We start from the raw sequence: 17,985 nt of genomic DNA on the forward strand, positions 1-17,985 counted from the left end.
CTCGATACCGCGACTCGGCACTACGGAAGAAGGAGGGCAGCCACGATGATCAACGACGCGTTCGGTGCGGGCGTGGCCCCCGCGGAGCTGTCCGCGGGAACCTCCCATGCCGCACACGCCGCCGTGTCGGCGGCCGCGCGTAAGCATCGCGCGGCCGCCGCGACCGACGCGTCCGTAGGAGTCGGGGGCCCACCGAAGGCAAGGTAAGCACAGCCCCGGTTTTCACCCAGATGGCCACGGACCCGAAGTCAAGGATCCGTGGCCATAGTTATCGGTCGGCAACGAAGCGACCTGGTCCGGATCACTGCTCAAGGACAGCAACCCAGACCAGGAAGTAGGTGGTAGGACATGTCGGCACCGACAGCCCCCAGGCCGGGCCTGCCGTGTCACGCCGGCGATCCCGATCTCTGGTTCGCCGACGCGCCGGCCGATCTCGAGCGCGCCAAGTCGCTATGCGTCGACTGCCCGGTGCGCCGCCAGTGCCTGGCGGCCGCGCTGGAGCGAGCCGAGCCCTGGGGCGTATGGGGCGGCGAGATCTTCGACCGCGGTTCGGTCCTGGGTTTCAAACGGCCCCGCGGACGTCCCCGCAAGGCGGCGGCCGCCTAGGCGCGAAAGTGCAACTGCCGACACCTTTGTCGAGTGGTGGTGCCGGCAGTTGCACTCTCGTGAACGTGATTGACGACGGCCGAGCTAGACGATCGCGCTGTCGGGTTCGGCGAAACCGGGCACCAGCTCTTCGGACAGGGCCTTGATCGGCACGTGGGCATCCAGCTGACACAGGATCGCGGCCACCGACATGATCACCCGCATCGGGATCACCAGCTTGGGCGGAAGGTCCATCTGCCGGGCCGTCCGGATCTGCGACACGGACCGGTCGATCTCGATGGCCGACATCTTCTGCAGCCACTTGCGGGTGTAGTGGAAAACCTCCACCTCGACCGGTTCGACGTACTGGCGCAGCATGTCGTCGATGTCGCGCACCGACACCTGCTGGCCCTTCTGGATGAACCCGGCCTTCTCCATCGTCGGCAACAGCAGGTCGTAGTTCTTTTCGCGGGCCAACCGGATGCTCATCCCGAGCTCGATCGGCAGCCCGCCGGGCAGCGGCGCGACCGCGCCGAAGTCGATCACGCCCATGCGGCCGTCGTCGAGCAGCATGAAGTTGCCCGGGTGGGCGTCGCCGTGCAGCATCTCCAGCCGGCGCGGCGCGTCGAACGTGAGCTCGAGCAGCCGGGTGCCGACCAGGTCGCGCTGCTCGGCGGTGCCGTGGCGGATGATCTCGGCCATCGGGATGCCCTGCATCCACTCCTGGATCACCACTTTCGGTGCGCTGGCCACGATGCGCGGCACCGCGAAGTGCGGGTGGTCGTGATACGCCTTGGCGAAGGCGCGCTGGTTCTCGGCCTCGAGCCGGTAATCCAGCTCCATCTCGGTGCGCTCGATCAACTCGTCGACCACGCCCTGGATGTCGGCGCCCGGCGCGAGCTGCTTGAACACCCCGACGAGGCGCTGCATGGTCTTGAGGTCGGCCCGCAGCGCCTCGTCGGCCCCGGGGTACTGGATCTTGACCGCCACCTCGCGGCCGTCGGACCACACCCCCTTGTGCACCTGACCGATGCTGGCCGACGCCACCGGGGTGTCGTCGAACGAACTGAACCGATCGCGCCACTTGGTGCCCAGCTGGGCGTCGAGCACCCGGTGCACCTTGGCAGCGGGCAGCGGCGGGGCGTCCTTTTGCAGCTTGGTCAGCGCTTCGCGGTACGGCTCGCCGAACTCCTCGGGGATCGCCGCCTCGAGCACCGACAGGGCCTGGCCCACCTTCATCGCGCCGCCCTTGAGCTCACCCAAGACGGTGAACAACTGATGGGCGGCCTTCTCCAGAAGCTCGGCCTGGACCTCGTCCCGCGACTTTCCGGTCAGCCGTTTACCGAATCCGAGCGCTGCCCGACCGGCGAATCCGACCGGAATGCTGGCCAGCTTGGCGTTACGCGCAGCCCGGCCCCGTTTGATGTCTGCCACGTACCCATCATCCATGATGGCCAACGCGATGTGGAGACAAGCCGACAACGCTCGTTGTCACCGTTCGCCGGCGCAGGTCAGCCTGCCCGTTGCGCATCAGCAGGAGCACAACGGGTGCTTTTCCCACCGCCGCGCGACGATCGCGCTGGCGTGCAGATCGAATTCCAGCGTCGCGTTCAGCGTCTGGGGCGGTTCGGCTTCGGAGTCCGCCTCCTGCCCGCGCACGGCCGCGATCACCCGGTTCACCTGGGACAGCGCCAGCGCCGCGGTCGCCAGCACGGTGGCGCGGTCGGCGACGCCGACGGTTTCGCGCAGCTGCGCGCAGATCGCCGGCCACGCCGCGTCGCGGTCCCTTCGGTGCAGGTCCGCGCAGGCCAGGCAGCTCGTCACGCCGGGGATCACCAGCGGACCCACCAGCCCGATGCCGTCGCGCACCCGCACCACCAGATGCGCGACGCCCTGGTCGTGCAGGTCGCGCACCAGGCGCGGGTCGGCGACCAGATAGTCGGACAGCACCACCAGGTCGACGTCGCCGGCCGACACCGCGGCGTGTGGTTGGCTGCTGTGCGCGATCCGGGCGCCCGAGCAGCGCAACGACTCCACCAGCAGCTCCGAGATCGGCCCGCGGCCGTGCACGCGCAGCGAGGGGGCCCGGCCGCGCGGGCCTCCGCACACGGTCGCCACCCCGGCGCCGACCAGTTGCGCCACCAGGTTTTGCAGGCCCTCGGCGTCGGTCAAGCCATGGTCACGCGCCCGTCGCTGCAACTCCGGCAGCGCCGTCGGGGACGACATGGACCGCAACAGTGGGGCCAGCGCGGCGGCGGCCAAGCCGCTCGGGGGACGCACCAGCACCGCGCGACGGGGATCCCAGCCGACCTGGACGGCGCCGTCGGGCCGCAGCAATACCGGCAGCGCCGGGTCCAGCGCATAGCGAATGAGCACGGCCTGACACCGCTGAGTCACCGCGCCACTGTGTCACGCCGACGGCGATGGCTCCGGTCAGTTATCCACAGCGTCGGGGCCGTCGGAGTCGGGGCCCTCGCGCTCGAGTTTGGCGATCGCCTCATCGATGCCGCTGGTGTCACCGCCGATGATCCGGTCGATGAAACCGGCCGGCTCGTCGAGGTCCTCGGCGTCGGGCAGCAGGTCGGGGTGTTGCCAAATGCCGTCGCGGGTGTCGACGCCCGCGGCCTGCGTCAGACGCTCCCAGAACGCGGCGGCTTCGCGCATCTTGCGGGGCCGCAGCTCCAACCCGACCAGGGTGGCGAAGGTCTGCTCGGCCGGGCCTCCGCTGGCCCGGCGCCTGCGCAGCGTCTCGCCGAGCGCACCCGCGCCGGGAATCCGGTCGCCCAGGGCGGCGGCCACCACCACCTGCACCCACCCTTCGATCAGGGCGAGCAACGTCTCCAGGCGCTCGAGTGCCTGCGTCTGCGCCGGCGTGGCCTTGGGCTCGAAAACACCTTGCCCCAACAGGTTTTCGATCGCCGCCGGATCCGACAGCGACGCCGGATTGAAGTCACGGGCCAGCTCCTCGATTCCGGACATGTCGATCTGCATGCCCATCGCGTACGCCTCGACCGCGCCCAGCAGTTGGCTCGACAGCCAGGGGACATGGCTGAACAGCCGGTGGTGGGCGGCCTCGCGCGCGGCCAGGAAGGTCAGGATCTCGCTGCGCGGACGCTCCAGCCCGGTGGTGAACGATTCGACGGCGTCGGGCATGATCGCCGCAATTCCCTTGGGCCCCAACGGCAAACCGATGTCGGTCGACGTCAACACCTCGCGGGACAACCGGCCCAGCGCCTGCCCGAGCTGCGAGCCGAACGCCATGCCACCCATCTGCGACATCATCTGCAGCAGCGGGCCGGCCATGCTCTTGGCTTCCTCGGGCAGCGACGCCGCCCACACCGTCGAAATCTGTTGGGCCATCGGGTCACACAGCCGCTTCCACGTCTGAAGCGTGTTGTCGACCCAGTCGGCGGGAGTCCAACCCACCGCCTTGGCGGTGCCCGCGGGCAGCGCCGTCGCTCCGTCCAGCCAGGTCTCGGCCAGGTGCACCGCGTCGGCGATCGCCGAGTTCGTCGTATCGGGCACCGGCGCCACGAACCCGATCGAGTTCGACGCGACGCGGCGCGCCAATTCGTAATTGACCGGCCCCGAACTCGTTCCGCCGGGTCCGACTGTGCCCGCGCTGCTGAACATCTGACCCAGCTGGGTGAAGATCTGCCCCAAGTCGCCCATGCCGAAATCACCGCTCATGCCGAACGCGGCGAACGGGTCGGACGGGTTCGAGCCCGAGTCGGGATCTTTTTTCCCGTGTTTGTCGGGGTCCTCCCCGGGGGAGAAGCCGAACGGCAGGTCAGCCATGACCCCAACGGTACTCACCGTGGGATCGGAAGGCGCGCGACGGCGGGTCAGCTTGTAGCTGAACCTCGTACTCGGACCCCTTGCAGCCGAATGACCGGCGGCGCGCTCCGTCTAGTGTATTCGGCGTGAACAGGCGCATCCTGACCTTGATGGTCGCGCTGGTGCCGATCGTGGTGTTCGGTGTGTTGCTGGCGGTGGTGACGGTGCCGTTCGTGTCGCTGGGCCCCGGCCCCACCTTCGACACGCTCGGCGAGGTCGACGGCAAGCAGGTGGTGGCGATCCAGGGCACCCTCACGCATCCGACCACCGGTCACCTGAACATGACGACGGTGTCCCAGCGTGACGACCTGACGCTGGGTGAGGCGCTGACGCTGTGGCTTTCGGATCAGGAACAGCTGGTGCCGCGCGACATCATCTACCCGCCCGGCAAATCCCGCGAGGAAGTGGACAAGGCCAACAGCGCGGACTTCAAGCAATCCGAGGACAGCGCCGAATATGCGGCGCTGGGCTATTTGAAGTACCCGTCGGCGGTCACGGTGGCGAAGGTCCCCGAACCCGGCCCCTCGGCGGGCAAGCTGAAGGCCGGCGACGCCATCGACGCGGTCAACGGCACCCCGGTCGCCACCGTCGACGCCTTCACCGGGCTGCTGAAGAACACCAAACCCGGACAGACCGTGACGATCGACTACCGCCGCAAGAACGAACCGGCCGGTGTGGCGCAGATCACGCTGGGCGCGAACAAGGACCGTGACTACGGCTTCGTCGGCGTCGCGGTGCTCGATGCGCCGTGGGCGCCGTTCGTCGTGGACTTCAACCTCGCCAACATCGGAGGGCCGTCCGCCGGACTGATGTTCAGCCTCGCCGTCGTCGACAAGCTGACCACCGGCGGCCTGGCCGGCTCGAACTTCATCGCCGGAACCGGGACCATCACCGCCGACGGCAAGGTTGGCCAGATCGGCGGCATCACCCACAAGATGGTCGCCGCGCACGCGGCGGGGGCCACGGTGTTTTTGGTGCCGGCGAAGAACTGCTACGAGGCCAGTTCGGACAATCCGTCCGGGCTGCGGCTGGTCAAAGTCGAGACGCTCGGCCAGGCAGTGGATGCGCTGCACGCGATCACGTCCGGTGGGCAGCCGCCGAGTTGCTAGACGAGCGCGGGATCGCCGGTTGTGCAGTGCGTAGAGTTGTCACCGTCTAGCAATCGATCAGGGAGCGTAGCCAGTGGGGATGCGGCCCACCGCAAGAATGCCGAAGCTGACTCGGCGTAGTCGAATTCTGATCCTGATCGCACTGGGTGTGATCGCTTTGCTGCTCGCGGGCCCGCGGCTGATCGACGCCTACGTCGACTGGCTGTGGTTCGGCGAGCTCGGCTACCGCTCGGTGTTTTCCACCGTGCTCGTCACCCGATTCGTCGTCTTTGTGATCGCCGGGCTGCTGGTGGGCGGCATCGTGTTCGCCGGGCTCGCGGTCGCCTACCGCACCCGCCCGGTCTTCGTGCCGAGCAACGACAACGATCCGGTGGCGCGCTACCGCGCCCTGGTCCTGTCCCGGCTGCGCCTGGTCAGTGCCGGCATTCCGGTGGCGATCGGCCTGCTGGCCGGCATCATCGCGCAAAGCTATTGGGTGCGCATCCAGCTGTTCCTGCACGGCGGAGACTTCGGCATCAAAGACCCGCAGTTCGGCAAGGACCTCGGCTTCTACGCGTTCGAGTTGCCGTTCTACCGGTTGCTGCTGTCCTACCTGTTCGTGGCCGTGTTCCTGGCGTTCGTGGCCAACCTGTTGGCCCACTACATCTTTGGTGGCATTCGGCTCTCCGGCCGCACCGGCGCGCTGAGCCGTTCGGCGCGGATCCAGCTGGTCACCCTGGTCGGGTTGCTGGTGTTGCTCAAGGCGGTCGCCTACTGGCTGGACCGCTACGAGCTGTTGTCGCACACCCGCGGCGGCAAGCCCTTCACCGGTGCCGGCTACACCGACATCAACGCCGTGCTGCCGGCGAAGCTGATCCTGATGGCGATCGCGCTCATCTGCGCGGGCGCGGTGTTCTCCGCGGTCGTCCTGCGGGACTTGAGGATTCCCGCGATCGGGCTGGTGCTGCTGCTGCTGTCGTCGTTGATCGTGGGCGCCGGCTGGCCTCTGATCGTCGAGCAGATCAGCGTCAAACCCAATGCGGCGCAGAAGGAAAGCGAATACATCAGCCGCAGCATCGCCGCGACGCGGCAAGCCTACGGCCTGACCGCCGACGTGGTCACGTATCGCAACTACACCGGCGACGCGCAGGCCACCGCCCAGCAGGTCGCCGACGACCGCGCGACCACCTCCAACATCCGGCTGCTCGACCCGACCATCGTCAGCCCGGCGTTCACCCAGTTCCAGCAGGGCAAGAACTTCTACTACTTCCCCGACCAGCTCTCCATCGACCGCTACCTGGACCGCAACGGGTCGTTGCGGGACTATGTCGTGGCGGCCCGCGAACTCAACCCCGACCGCCTGATCGACAACCAGCGCGACTGGATCAACCGGCACTCGGTCTACACCCACGGCAATGGGTTCATCGCGTCGCCGGCCAACACGGTGCGCGGAATCGCCAACGACCCCAACCAAAACGGCGGTTACCCGGAATTTCTGGTCAACGTCGTTGGCGCCAACGGCAACGTGGTGTCCGACGGTCCCGCGCCGCTCGACCAGCCGCGCGTCTACTACGGGCCCGTCATCTCCAACACGTCGGCGGACTACGCGATCGTCGGGCGCAACGGCGCCGACCGCGAATACGACTACGAGACCAGCAACGAGACCAAGAACTACACCTACACCGGACTCGGCGGCGTTCCCCTTGGCGACTGGCTGTCGCGCAGCGTGTTCGCCGCCAAGTTCGCCGAGCGGAACTTCTTGTTTTCCAACGTGATCGGTTCGAACAGCAAGATCCTGTTCAACCGTGACCCGGCGCGGCGGGTGGAGGCGGTGGCGCCCTGGCTGACCACCGACAGCTCGGTGTACCCGGCGATCGTCAACAAGCGACTGGTGTGGATCATCGACGGCTACACCACGCTGGACAACTACCCGTATTCCGAACTCACGTCGCTGGAGTCGGCGACCGCGGACTCCAACGAGGTGGCGTTCAACAGGCTCGCACCCGACAAGCGGGTCTCCTACATCCGCAACTCGGTCAAGGCGACCGTGGACGCCTACGACGGCACCGTGAGCCTGTATCAGCAAGACGAACAGGATCCGGTGCTCAAGGCGTGGATGCGGGTGTTCCCGGGCACCGTCAAACCCAAGGGCGACATCAGCCCCGAGCTGGCCGAACACCTGCGCTACCCCGAGGATCTGTTCAAGGTGCAGCGGATGCTGCTGGCGAAGTATCACGTCAACGACCCGGTGACGTTCTTCTCCACGTCGGACTTCTGGGACGTGCCGCTGGACCCGAACCCGACGGCCAGCAGCTATCAGCCCCCTTATTACATCGTCGCGAAAAACATTGCCAAGAACGACAATTCGTCGTCGTATCAGTTGACCAGCGCGATGAACCGGTTCAAGCGCGACTACCTGGCCGCCTACATCAGCGCCAGCTCCGACCCGGCGACGTATGGCCGGATCACTGTGCTGACCATCCCGGGCCAGGTCAACGGGCCGAAGCTGGCCAACAACGCGATCACCACCGACCCGGCGGTATCCCAGGACCTCGGGGTGATCGGGCGCGACAACCAGAACCGGATCCGGTGGGGCAACCTGCTCACCTTGCCGGTCGGTCAGGGCGGTTTGCTCTACGTCGAACCCGTGTACGCATCCCCGGGCGCCAGCGACGCGGCATCGTCCTACCCGCGGCTGATCCGGGTGGCGATGATGTACAACGACAAGATCGGGTACGGCCCGACCGTGCGCGACGCGCTCACCGGGCTGTTCGGTCCCGGCGCGGGCGCGGCGGCAACGGGGATTCAGCCCACCGAAGCGGGAACGCCCGCGGCGTCCCCGCCGGCGCCTGCCGCGACACCCGGATCCCCACCGCCGGCGGCCGTCCCGCCGGCGCCGGACGGATCGGTGTCGCTGTCACCGGCCAAAGCCGCTGTGCTGCAAGAGATCCAGGCAGCGATCGGCGCGGCCAAGGATGCGCAGAAGAAGGGTGATTTCGCCGGTTACGGCGCTGCGCTGCAGCGGTTGGACGACGCGATCACCAAGTACAACAACACCAAATAGCCTTCACGCGTAGGCGGTTCGGAACCTGTCCCGATACGCCTTCGGGCTGATGCCCAGGTGGCTGACAAAAGCGCGGCGCAGCGTTTCGATGCTGCCGAAGCCGGCCATGCCCGCGGTCTCGGTGACCGAACGGCCGGCTTCGAGCGCGTTACGGGCGAAATCGACGCGAACCAATTCGACGTAGCGTGCCGGAGTCATGCCGAGCTCGGATTGAAACAGCCGGGTGAGCTGCCGCGTGCTCAACGACGCCAGGGCCGCAAGCCTTTTCACGTTGTAGTCGGCGCCGGGGTCGGCCGCGATGGCCTCGGTGACTGCGCGCAGCGGCGACTGCGGCGGGGGATCGGCCTCGACCAGCACCGAGAATTGTGACTGTCCGCCAGCACGTTTCAGGTAAACGACCAGCCACCGGGCGACGTCGCGGACCAGCTCGGTCCCGTAGTCCATTTCGACCAGCGCCAGCGCCAGGTCGATGCCCGAGGAGATCCCGGCCGAGGTGAACACGTCGCCGTCGCGGACGAAGATCGCGTCCGGCTCGACGGTGACGTCCCGAAACGCCCGGGCCAACCGCCGGGCGTCGTGCCAGTGCGTGGTGGCGCGCCGGCCGCTGAGCAGGCCCGCCTGCGCGAGGACGAACGACCCCGTGCAAATGGACGCCATCCGTCTGGTGCGTGCGGAGACGGATCTGACGGCCTCGACGAGCGCTGGGTCGATCGGCCGCCCGGGCAGGTTGTCGCTGCCGGCCACCAGGACGGTATCGGCGGAATCGATGGCCGAGAGGCGATCGGTGACCCCCAAGCGGGTCCCGATCGAACTCGTCACGTCGCCGCCGTCCACCGAGGCGATCTTGAGTCGGTAGTCCGCGCCGAACCGGTTGGCTTCGACGAAGACCTCACCCGCCCCGGCGACGTCGAGCAGCGTCACGCCGTCGAAGACGACGATGACCACCACCCGCGAATGCTTTTTCGCGTGCGCCACGTCAGCCATTGTGTCGCTTTCTGAGGAGTTCACGGCTCAAACGGCCGGCGTCGGATCGCCCGGCCCGTCGCACACTGAGCACGACGGTCACCGCAGAAGGAGACGAAATAATGACCACCAGCTCGATCGACACCATCGCCGGCATCCACGTGCCCGACAGCGCGCTGGCGCGCGAGGTCACCGAGTTCATTCGCGACACCGAAGACGAGTTGCTGTTCAACCACTCCCGGCGGGTCTACTTCTTCGGCGCCCTGCAGGGCCTGCGCCGCGGGGTGCAACCCAACTTGGAGCTGCTCTACGTCGCCGCGATGTTCCACGACGTCGGCCTGACCGAGCACTACCGCAGCTCGACCGTGCGCTTCGAGGTCGACGGCGCCAACGCCGCGCGGGACTTCCTGATGGACGCCGGCGCCGACCAGGCCGACGCCGACACGGTGTGGCTCGGCATCGCCCTGCACACCACCCCGGGCGTGCCCGAGTTTCTGGCGCCCGAAGTCGCCCTGCTGCAGGCCGGTGTCGAAGTAGACGTGGTCGGCGTCGGGCGCGAGCAGTTGGCTCCCGAGGCGCTGGCCGCGGTGACCGCCGCCCACCCGCGCCCGCAGTTCAAGCAGCGCATCCTCGCGGCGTTCAACGACGGCATGAAGCACCGGCCGCGGACCACCGACGGCACCATGAACGCCGACGTGCTGGCGCACTTCGATCCCACCTTCGGGCGCGTCGACTTCGTCGACAAGATCCTGCACAACAGCTGGCCGGAATAGCCCGAAAGGGAGTAGACAGATGGACATCTACGAAGCGCTGTACACCACCAGGATGATGCGGCGGCTGCGGCCGGATCCGGTTCCGCTGGACACGCAGGCCCGCATCCTGGATGCGGCCGTGCGCGCCCCCAATGGGGCCAACACCCAGCGCTGGCACTTTGTGGCCGTTGACGATCCGGCACTCATCCGCGAGTTCGCCGAACTGTTCCGCCGGGCCCGCGCGCTCGAATACGAGAAGTTCGGGACGGGGGCTGGACCCATGGTGGCGCCCGCACCCGGTGCCGACGTGGCCGCTCACGCCGAAACCATGCGCCGCATCAAAGGCTCGGGGGATTACCTGGCCGACCATTTCGAAGAAGTTCCCTTGTTGCTCTTCGTCTTTGCGATCGACGACCTCGGCGGCGCCAACATCTTCCCGGCGATCTGGAGCGTGTTGCTCGCAGCCCGGGCCGAGGGTGTCGGCGGTGTCATGACGATGGTGCTCCGCAATTTCGCGGACCGGGTCAACGAGCTCCTGGGCGTTCCCGTCGAGGAAGGCTGGACGATGTCGGCCATGCTGGCCCTCGGCTATCCGCGTGGCAAATGGGGTGTCGCGGCCAATCGCCATCCCGTGCACGAGGTTTCGTCCCGCAACGGCTGGGACAAGCCGTTCGGCGTCGAAGTGCCGCAACCGCTTTGGCCGCCTCATGGCACGGCTACCGCGGTCGGGTTCTGAAAAAGGAGGAAGTCAGATGAGCGACGCGAACGGAATCGGGGTCACGGTGGTCCAGCCCGGGGAAGGCGATTACGTTGCCCTGCCGGGTTTTGGGGCCGTCTTCAAGCTGTCAGGCAAGACCAACGGCGGTGAAGTGTCGATCGTCGAGCACCCGTTTGAGGTCGGCCTGCTCACCGCGGCGCACCGGCACACCCGCGAGGACGAGCATTCGATCGTGCTGGCGGGCGAGATCGGCTTCCGCTCCGACGACAGCGAGGTCGTCCTGGGGCCCGGCGGTTACATCACCAAGCCGCGTGGGCAGATGCACGCGATGTGGAACGCCGGCAGCGAGCCGGGCCGCATCATCGAGGTCATCACGCCCGGCGGCTTCGAGAACTATTTCCGCGAACTCGGTGAGCTGCTCCTCGAGCACGCCGACGACCCGGCCGGCTTGCCGCTGCACGAGTTGCCCGAGTTCGGCGAACTCGCCGACAAATACGGGCTGACCTACGGGTCACCGGAGTGGATGGACGACATCGCGCAGCGCTACGGACTGAACCCGCCGTCACACTGAACGAGGCCAGAGGCCCCGCTGAGCGCGCGATTTGGTCGCCGTGACACCGGTTCGGTAACCTGACATTCACCAACGCGGGGTGGAGCAGCTCGGTAGCTCGCTGGGCTCATAACCCAGAGGTCGCAGGTTCGAATCCTGTCCCCGCTACCAGGTAAAACGGCCCCCGGAGATTGCTCCGGGGGCCGTTTTCAAGCCGTGGGAAGCACTCGTCGATCAGCCCTCTCAGGAAGTCCGGCGATCATGGTCGGCGGCGCGATGGCTTATCTTTACCTCCATCCGTCGCACATCCGTCGCACCGGTACCGCGAGTTGTCGGAGGAGACCCATATGCGCAGCTTCAAAGTGGCAGCGTCCGCCACGGCCCTCGTTCTCTTCGGCTCTGCCGGCGTCGCCGCTGCCGCGCCGCCGAAGGACTACTGCGCCGAGCTCAAGGGCGCCAACACCGGCCAGGCGTGCAAGATTCAGATGGCCGACCCCGGCTACAACCTCGACATCAGCTTTCCGATCAGCTACCCCGACCAGAAGTCCGTGGCCGAATTCATTGCTAAGGAGCGCGACGATTTCCTCAATGTCGCCAAATCCTCCGCACCCCGCGATCAGCCCTACCAGCTGACCATCTCGTCGACAAATTACGGATCGGCGATACCGCCGCGAGGCACCGAGGCCGTGGTGTTCAAGATCGTCGAGAGCACCGGCGCCCCCAAGACGACGTACAAGTCGTTCAACTGGGACCAGACCTATCGCAAGGCGATCGTGTGGACCGCGGCGTCAGACGACAAGAACAACACGCCCTTGTGGCGCGTCGACGACCCGCTGCAGACCGTCGCGCCGATCGTGCAGAGCGAATTGCAGAAGCAGACCGCGCCGCCCGCGCCGCCGGCCAACCAGTCGCAGCCCGCGCCGCCCGCGAGCCAGACGCCGACGCCGCCGCCGGTGACCGTCGCGCCGGCCGCGGCCTACGACCCGGCGAACTACCAGAATTTCGCCGTCACCAACGACGGGGTGATCTTCTTCTTCGACCAAGGCAAGATGCTGCCCGACGCGGCAGGCGCCCCGCAGGTGCTGGTACCGCGCTCCGCAATCGACCCCATGCTCGCGTAGCGAAGGCGGAACCTATCGCGGCAGCACGCCCTCGATGGCGCTGATGACCTCGGGGGCGTCGGGCTCGGTGCGGGGGCGGAAGCGCTGCACCACGGCACCGTCGGGCGCGAGGAGAAATTTCTCGAAGTTCCACTGGATGTCTCCGGCCTGGCCGTCGGCGTCGGCGGACTTGGTCAACTCGGCGTAGAGCGGGTGGCGGTCGTCGCCGTTGACGTCGGTCTTGGCCAGCAGCGGAAACGTCACGCCGTAGGTCGTCGAGCAGAACTGCGCGATCTCGTCGGCCGTGCCCGGTTCCTGGCCCATGAACTGGTTGCAGGGGACACCCACGACCGTCAGGCCACGGTCGCGGTAGTCCTTGGCCAGCTTCTCGAGCGCCGTGTACTGCGGAGTCAGCCCGCACTTGGAGGCCACGTTGACGACGAGCGTTGCGCCGTCGGACAATTCGGCCAGCGTGGTCGGCCGGCCGTCGAGGGTGATCAGGGCGATGTCTTTGAGGGTCACGCCGACGACGCTAACGCAACGATCTAGAGCCAACCGGTGCGGGCGGCGGCGACCGGCTGTGCGGGGGCCGGGGCCAGCTCCCCGTCTCGCACGCCGTCGAGCAACCGCTTCACCGCGGCGACGATCTCCGGGGCCGCCGCGGCGAGCCCGCTGCGATCGGCCTCGCTGACCTCGCTTGCATCCACGCCCGCCCGGGCCAGCACGGTGTCCGGGTCGGCCAACTGCTCGGCCAACCACGACACCGGGTCGGCCGACAACTCGGGCACGAAATGTCGGCGTCCGGGTTCCCAGCCGTCGAAACGCGGGTGGTGATGGGCCCGGTCCAGTGTGCCCGGCGGGCTCTCCGTGGATCCGAACAGGTCCACCCGCCACACCGGCCGCGTGAAGGCGATCGGGACGCCGGCGTAGATCGAGCCCTGGGGCGCGGCCCGGTCGACGAGGCGCAGTTCGAGTCTGACTCCCCGCTCCGGGGTTTCCTGACCTTCGAGCGGGGAGGGGTCGATGAAGTACATGTCCCCGACGACCACGCCCAGGGTTTCGAATCCGAACGCTGCGAGCATTGCGCACCTTTCTTGCCGGTATCCGAGCCGCTACCCGAGCGTAGACCCGCACCGCCACCGAAGACGGGGCGATCGCCCAGGCACCGTCGCGTCTCGTAAAGTTGACCGCTGGAAGAGGCGCCGGTCGGAGTTTTGTGAATGGTGGTTCGCATACGCGTGGCCGCCGCGGTACATTTTCATGATCCTTGTTTGCAAGGGCCCCCGGTATCGGCTCTGACCCGGGGGACGCGGTTCGCCACAGACCACAGAAGGCGCGTGGCGCGAACGTGAGGGGCGGCGACGGTGGTGTCGAGACATCAAAGTCCCGGTTCGCCCGTGCAGATCAACTCGCAACGCAACCCGCCCTATAAATGGGTCGCTATCGCCGCGTTACTCGTGCTCGCGGTGATTTTGGCCCTGGTGTACGGGCAGTTCCGTGGTGATTTCACCCCGAAGGCCAACCTGACGATGCTGGCGTCGCGGGCCGGGTTGGTGATGGATCCGGGGTCGAAGGTGACCTATAACGGGGTGGAGATCGGCCGGGTGGGCAAGATCGCGGAGACGGTGCGCGACGGCAAGCCGGCGGCCAAGTTCACTCTCGAGGTCTACCCGCGATACCTATCCCTGATTCCGGCGAATGTGAATGCCGATATCAAGGCGACGACGGTCTTTGGCGGCAAGTATGTGTCGCTGACGACGCCGGCCAATCCGTCGCCGCAGAAGATCAGTGCGCACACGGTGCTGGATGCGCGCTCGGTGACCACCGAGATCAACACGCTGTTTCAGACGATCACCTCGATCGCGGAGAAGGTTGATCCGGTCAAGTTGAATTTGACGTTGAGCGCGGCGGCGCAGTCGTTGGCCGGGTTGGGGGACAAGTTCGGGCAGTCGATAGTCAACGCCAATGTGCTGCTCGATGACGTCAACCCGCGAATGCCGCAGGCGCGCAAGGACATTCAACAGTTGGCGGCGCTGGGCGACACGTATGCGGACGCGTCGCCGGATCTGTTCGACTTCTTGAACAACGCGGTGGTGACCTCGCGCACGATCAACGCGCAGCAAAAGGATCTGGATCAGGCGTTGTTGTCGGCCGCCGGGTTCGGTAACACCGGCGCCGAACTGTTCACCAAGGGCGGGCCGTATCTGGCGCGCGGTGCGGCCGACCTGGTGCCCTCGGCGCAGCTGCTGGACACCTACAGCCCGGAAATCTATTGCACGCTGTACAACTACCACGAGATCGTGCCCATCACCGGCGCCTCCGAAGGCGGCTTCAACGGCTACTCCTTGAACATGAACACCGAGGTCACCTCGGGCTTGGGGCTGTTGCTCAACCCGGTGGCGACGGTCCCGGTCATCGCCTCGCTGCTCGGGGGCATCGCCGGGGTCGTCGGGGGGGCGCCCAACCCCTACGTCTGGCCCGAGAACCTGCCCCGGGTCAACGCCCGCGGCGGCCCCGGCGGCGCCCCGGGTTGCTGGCAGCCGATCACCCGCGACCTGTGGCCGGCGCCCGAACTGGTCATGGACACCGGCAACAGCCTCGCGCCCTACAACCACCTGGACACCGGATCGCCGTACGCGATCGAGTACGTCTGGGGACGCCAGGTTGGCGACAACACCATCAACCCCTAGCGCGCGAAAGACTTGCCGGGAACCATCATTCGCGAGCCGACATGGTTGGCGGCCCGCCGCGCGCGGAGGGATTGATCGCCGTTTCTTTGTCCGTGCCAGCGCGTCGCGGTACATTGCACTGGTCTTCGTTATTGCATCTGTGTACAGAGCCCCTGGTAAAGGGCAGTGAGGCGGGGGAGAGATTTGCCGCAGCGCCGCCGGGCCGCGGCACCGACGTGAGGGGCAGCGGTGGGTTACCTGAATAACCAACCGCATACCTGGCCGGCTCCTTGCGGAGCAGCGCGGCCGTCCTTCGGGTTCGTGGTGTAGCCGTGGAAGGTTCACCCGTCCAGATCAACGACTCCCGCGAGCCGCCCTACAAGTTGATCACCGCGGCCACGGTGGTGGTGCTCGCGGTCATCTTCAGCCTCGTCTACGTCCAGTTCCGGGGAGGTTTCACGCCCAAGGACGAATTGACGATGCTCGCGTCGCGGGCCGGGTTGGTGATGGATCCGGGGTCGAAGGTGACCTATAACGGGGTGGAGATCGGCCGCGTGGGCAAGATCGCGGAGACGGTGCGCGACGGCAAGCCGGCGGCCAAATTCACCCTCGAGGTCTACCCGCGATACCTATCCCTGATTCCGGCGAATGTGAATGCCGATATCAAGGCGACGACGGTCTTCGGTGGCAAGTATGTGTCGCTGACCACCCCGGCGCATCCGTCGCCGCAGAAGATTTCGCCGCACGCGGTGCTCGACGCCCGCTCGGTGACCACCGAGATCAACACCCTGTTTCAGACGATCACCTCGATCGCGCAGAAGGTCGATCCGGTGAAGCTGAATCTGACGTTGAGTGCGGCGGCGCAGTCGTTGTCGGGGTTGGGGGACAAGCTCGGACAGTCGGTGGTGAACGCGAACACGGTTCTCGACGAGGTGAATCCGCGGATGCCGCAGGCACGCAAGGATATTCAGCGGTTGGCGGCGTTGGGGGACACGTATGCGGACGCGTCGCCGGATCTGTTCGACTTCTTGAACAACGCCGTGATCACGTCGCGCACGATCAACGCGCAGCAAAAGGATCTGGATCAGGCGTTGTTGTCGGCGGCCGGGTTCGGCAACACCGGTGCGGATCTGTTCAGCAAGGGCGGGCCGTACCTCGCCCGCGGGGCCGCCGACCTCATCCCGACCGCCCAACTGCTGGACACCTACAGCCCCGAAATCTATTGCCTGATGCGCAGCGAACACGACGCGTTGCCGGCGACGGGCGCGGCCGAGGGCGGCTTCAACGGCTACTCGCTGAACATGGACACCGAGGTGCTCTCCGGGCTGGGGCTGATCGCGAACCCGGTGTCCGCGGTGCCCGTCATCGCGTCATTGGTGGGCGGCGTCGCCGGGGTCGTCGGCGGCGCGCCCAACCCCTACATCTGGCCCGAGAACCTGCCGCGGGTGAACGCCCGCGGCGGCCCCGGCGGCGCGCCGGGCTGCTGGCAGAAAGTCACCCGCGACCTGTGGCCGGCGCCCGAACTGGTCATGGACACCGGCAACAGCATCGCGCCCTACAACCACCTGGACACCGGATCGCCGTACGCGATCGAGTACGTCTGGGGACGCCAGGTAGGCGACAACACCATCAACCCCTAGCGGCGAAAGATATTGGCGGAGGCCGTGATCCGCGTGCCCGGTCAGGCCTGCCTCAGGATTGGGAGGCCGCCTTGGGCCGGTCGGTGGGCTTCACGTCGCGCCCGGCGCCGGCGGACATGGTGGCCGCCTCGCCGCGGGCCAGGCCCACCGTCGCGACGATCACCACCACCGCCGTCACCGCGAGAGCAACCCACTCCCAGCCGTCGGCCGCCAGCGTCTCGCCGAGCACGACGATCCCGAGGATCCCGCCCACCACCGGCTTCGCCACGATGATCGTCGGCAGCGAGGCCGTGAGCGCGCCGGCCCGATACGCCGACTGGTGATAGATCATGCCCGCCGCCCCGCAGCCCACCAGCGCATAGAGCTCGAAGGAATGCCACACCTGCCCCGGGTGACGCTCGAGGATGTCGACGACGCCCTTCATCAGCACCGCGAACACCGCCAGCAGCGTTCCGGCCACCGCCGCCAGCAGCAGCGCCGCGATCGGACGATCCACCCAGATGCGGGCGCCCAGCAAGCCCAGCAACAGCAGCGGGCCGATCACCGCGGCCACTACGAGCCATGTCTGCAGGGGCGCCCGTTGCTGACCGCCGGTCGGGTCGCCGATCGCGATGAGCACCGCCAGCGCGACCGCCAGCAACAGCGCCCACGTCCACTCCCGTCGCGTGATCGGGTGATGGGTCACCCGTGCGTAAATCGGCAGCGCGAACAGCAGCGCCGTCACCTGCAGCGACATCACCAGCAACACCGAGCCCTTGTCCAGGGCGGCGGCCAGCAGCACGTAACTGCCGATATCGCCCAAACCGCCCAACCACCACCGGGTGTCGCGCAGCAACATGCCGAACAATGTCAGGTGGCCCACCCGCTGGTCGGTGACCTCCTGCGCGGACCGCTGACGGACGACGTTGCCGATCGCGGATGCCAGCGCGGCGCACAGGGCGAGAATGGCCGCCAGATGCACGTCGGACATGGCATAACCTCCTCACCCACATGGCTTGTGCTCGAACTACTAATTTAAT

17 protein-coding genes and 1 tRNA gene are annotated in these 17,985 nt (G+C 67.2%); 11 read left to right on the plus strand and 7 right to left on the minus strand.

All coding sequences use genetic code 11. The features are described 5' to 3' along the window. The first annotated feature begins 45 nt into the window (after positions 1-45). A complete protein-coding gene (locus tag ACZ50Z_RS00710) occupies positions 46-207 on the plus strand; it encodes a hypothetical protein (protein ID WP_464481819.1) in 162 nt (53 codons plus the stop codon). Positions 208-348: 141 nt separating this feature from the next. Then, positions 349-606 (plus strand): WhiB family transcriptional regulator, encoded by a 258-nt coding sequence (locus ACZ50Z_RS00715; protein ID WP_464481820.1) that lies wholly within the window; start codon positions 349-351, stop codon positions 604-606. Between the two features lie 84 nt (positions 607-690). Here the strand turns inward: ACZ50Z_RS00715 and ACZ50Z_RS00720 are convergent, their stop codons facing one another. From ACZ50Z_RS00720 to ACZ50Z_RS00730, 3 genes are all read right to left on the minus strand, one after another. Further along, positions 691-2,034, minus strand: a complete 1,344-nt coding sequence (locus tag ACZ50Z_RS00720) for a macrolide-binding ATPase MABP-1 (RefSeq protein ID WP_464481821.1) — start codon at positions 2,032-2,034, stop codon at positions 691-693. An 81-nt stretch (positions 2,035-2,115) separates the two neighbouring features. Then, entirely contained in the window at positions 2,116-2,982 is an 867-nt protein-coding gene (locus ACZ50Z_RS00725; protein WP_464481822.1) for a cyclodehydratase, read from the minus strand. A gap of 36 nt (positions 2,983-3,018) precedes the next feature. Next, positions 3,019-4,401 carry a zinc-dependent metalloprotease gene (locus tag ACZ50Z_RS00730; RefSeq protein WP_464481823.1) on the minus strand — a complete coding sequence of 461 codons (1,383 nt, stop codon included), beginning with the start codon at positions 4,399-4,401 and terminating at the stop codon, positions 3,019-3,021. A 107-nt stretch (positions 4,402-4,508) separates the two neighbouring features. Here ACZ50Z_RS00730 and ACZ50Z_RS00735 point away from each other — a divergent pair, with 107 nt between their 5' ends. Next, entirely contained in the window at positions 4,509-5,531 is a 1,023-nt protein-coding gene (locus ACZ50Z_RS00735; RefSeq protein WP_163711537.1) for a YlbL family protein, read from the plus strand. A gap of 73 nt (positions 5,532-5,604) precedes the next feature. Next, positions 5,605-8,574 carry a UPF0182 family protein gene (locus ACZ50Z_RS00740; RefSeq protein ID WP_464481824.1) on the plus strand — a complete coding sequence of 990 codons (2,970 nt, stop codon included), beginning with the start codon at positions 5,605-5,607 and terminating at the stop codon, positions 8,572-8,574. 3 nt (positions 8,575-8,577) lie between these two features. Here the strand turns inward: ACZ50Z_RS00740 and ACZ50Z_RS00745 are convergent, their stop codons facing one another. Beyond that, on the minus strand, positions 8,578-9,558 hold the full coding sequence (locus ACZ50Z_RS00745; protein WP_464481825.1) for a GlxA family transcriptional regulator: 981 nt from the start codon (positions 9,556-9,558) through the stop codon (positions 8,578-8,580). Between the two features lie 101 nt (positions 9,559-9,659). Here ACZ50Z_RS00745 and ACZ50Z_RS00750 point away from each other — a divergent pair, with 101 nt between their 5' ends. The 5 genes from ACZ50Z_RS00750 to ACZ50Z_RS00770 all read left to right on the plus strand — a co-directional run bounded on the left by ACZ50Z_RS00750 (position 9,660) and on the right by ACZ50Z_RS00770 (position 12,678). After that, on the plus strand, positions 9,660-10,310 hold the full coding sequence (locus tag ACZ50Z_RS00750) for an HD domain-containing protein (protein WP_464481826.1): 651 nt from the start codon (positions 9,660-9,662) through the stop codon (positions 10,308-10,310). Positions 10,311-10,329: 19 nt separating this feature from the next. Next, positions 10,330-11,025, plus strand: a complete 696-nt coding sequence (locus tag ACZ50Z_RS00755) for a nitroreductase family protein (RefSeq protein ID WP_464481827.1) — start codon at positions 10,330-10,332, stop codon at positions 11,023-11,025. A gap of 16 nt (positions 11,026-11,041) precedes the next feature. Further along, positions 11,042-11,578, plus strand: a complete 537-nt coding sequence (locus tag ACZ50Z_RS00760; protein WP_464481828.1) for a cupin domain-containing protein — start codon at positions 11,042-11,044, stop codon at positions 11,576-11,578. A 73-nt stretch (positions 11,579-11,651) separates the two neighbouring features. Then, positions 11,652-11,728, plus strand: a tRNA-Met gene (locus tag ACZ50Z_RS00765). Between the two features lie 176 nt (positions 11,729-11,904). Continuing rightward, positions 11,905-12,678 carry an RsiV family protein gene (locus ACZ50Z_RS00770; RefSeq protein WP_464481829.1) on the plus strand — a complete coding sequence of 258 codons (774 nt, stop codon included), beginning with the start codon at positions 11,905-11,907 and terminating at the stop codon, positions 12,676-12,678. Positions 12,679-12,690: 12 nt separating this feature from the next. Here ACZ50Z_RS00770 and ACZ50Z_RS00775 read toward each other — a convergent pair whose 3' ends face one another. Beyond that, entirely contained in the window at positions 12,691-13,179 is a 489-nt protein-coding gene (locus ACZ50Z_RS00775) for a glutathione peroxidase (protein ID WP_042912978.1), read from the minus strand. Positions 13,180-13,202: 23 nt separating this feature from the next. Further along, on the minus strand, positions 13,203-13,739 hold the full coding sequence (locus ACZ50Z_RS00780; RefSeq protein WP_464481830.1) for a hypothetical protein: 537 nt from the start codon (positions 13,737-13,739) through the stop codon (positions 13,203-13,205). 315 nt (positions 13,740-14,054) lie between these two features. Between ACZ50Z_RS00780 and ACZ50Z_RS00785 the strand changes: the two genes are divergently transcribed. Continuing rightward, the gene (locus ACZ50Z_RS00785; RefSeq protein ID WP_464486026.1) at positions 14,055-15,347 is read left to right on the plus strand and encodes an MCE family protein; all 1,293 of its coding nucleotides are present in this window, start codon (positions 14,055-14,057) and stop codon (positions 15,345-15,347) included. A gap of 311 nt (positions 15,348-15,658) precedes the next feature. Continuing rightward, positions 15,659-16,966, plus strand: coding sequence for an MCE family protein (locus tag ACZ50Z_RS00790; protein WP_464481831.1), 1,308 nt, complete (start codon positions 15,659-15,661; stop codon positions 16,964-16,966). Between the two features lie 52 nt (positions 16,967-17,018). Here the strand turns inward: ACZ50Z_RS00790 and ACZ50Z_RS00795 are convergent, their stop codons facing one another. Then, the gene (locus ACZ50Z_RS00795) at positions 17,019-17,936 is read right to left on the minus strand and encodes a DMT family transporter (protein WP_089152117.1); all 918 of its coding nucleotides are present in this window, start codon (positions 17,934-17,936) and stop codon (positions 17,019-17,021) included. Positions 17,937-17,985 lie beyond the last annotated feature (49 nt).

It is taken from the genome of Mycobacterium sp. NTMscope_MAC_269, from assembly GCF_976985695.1.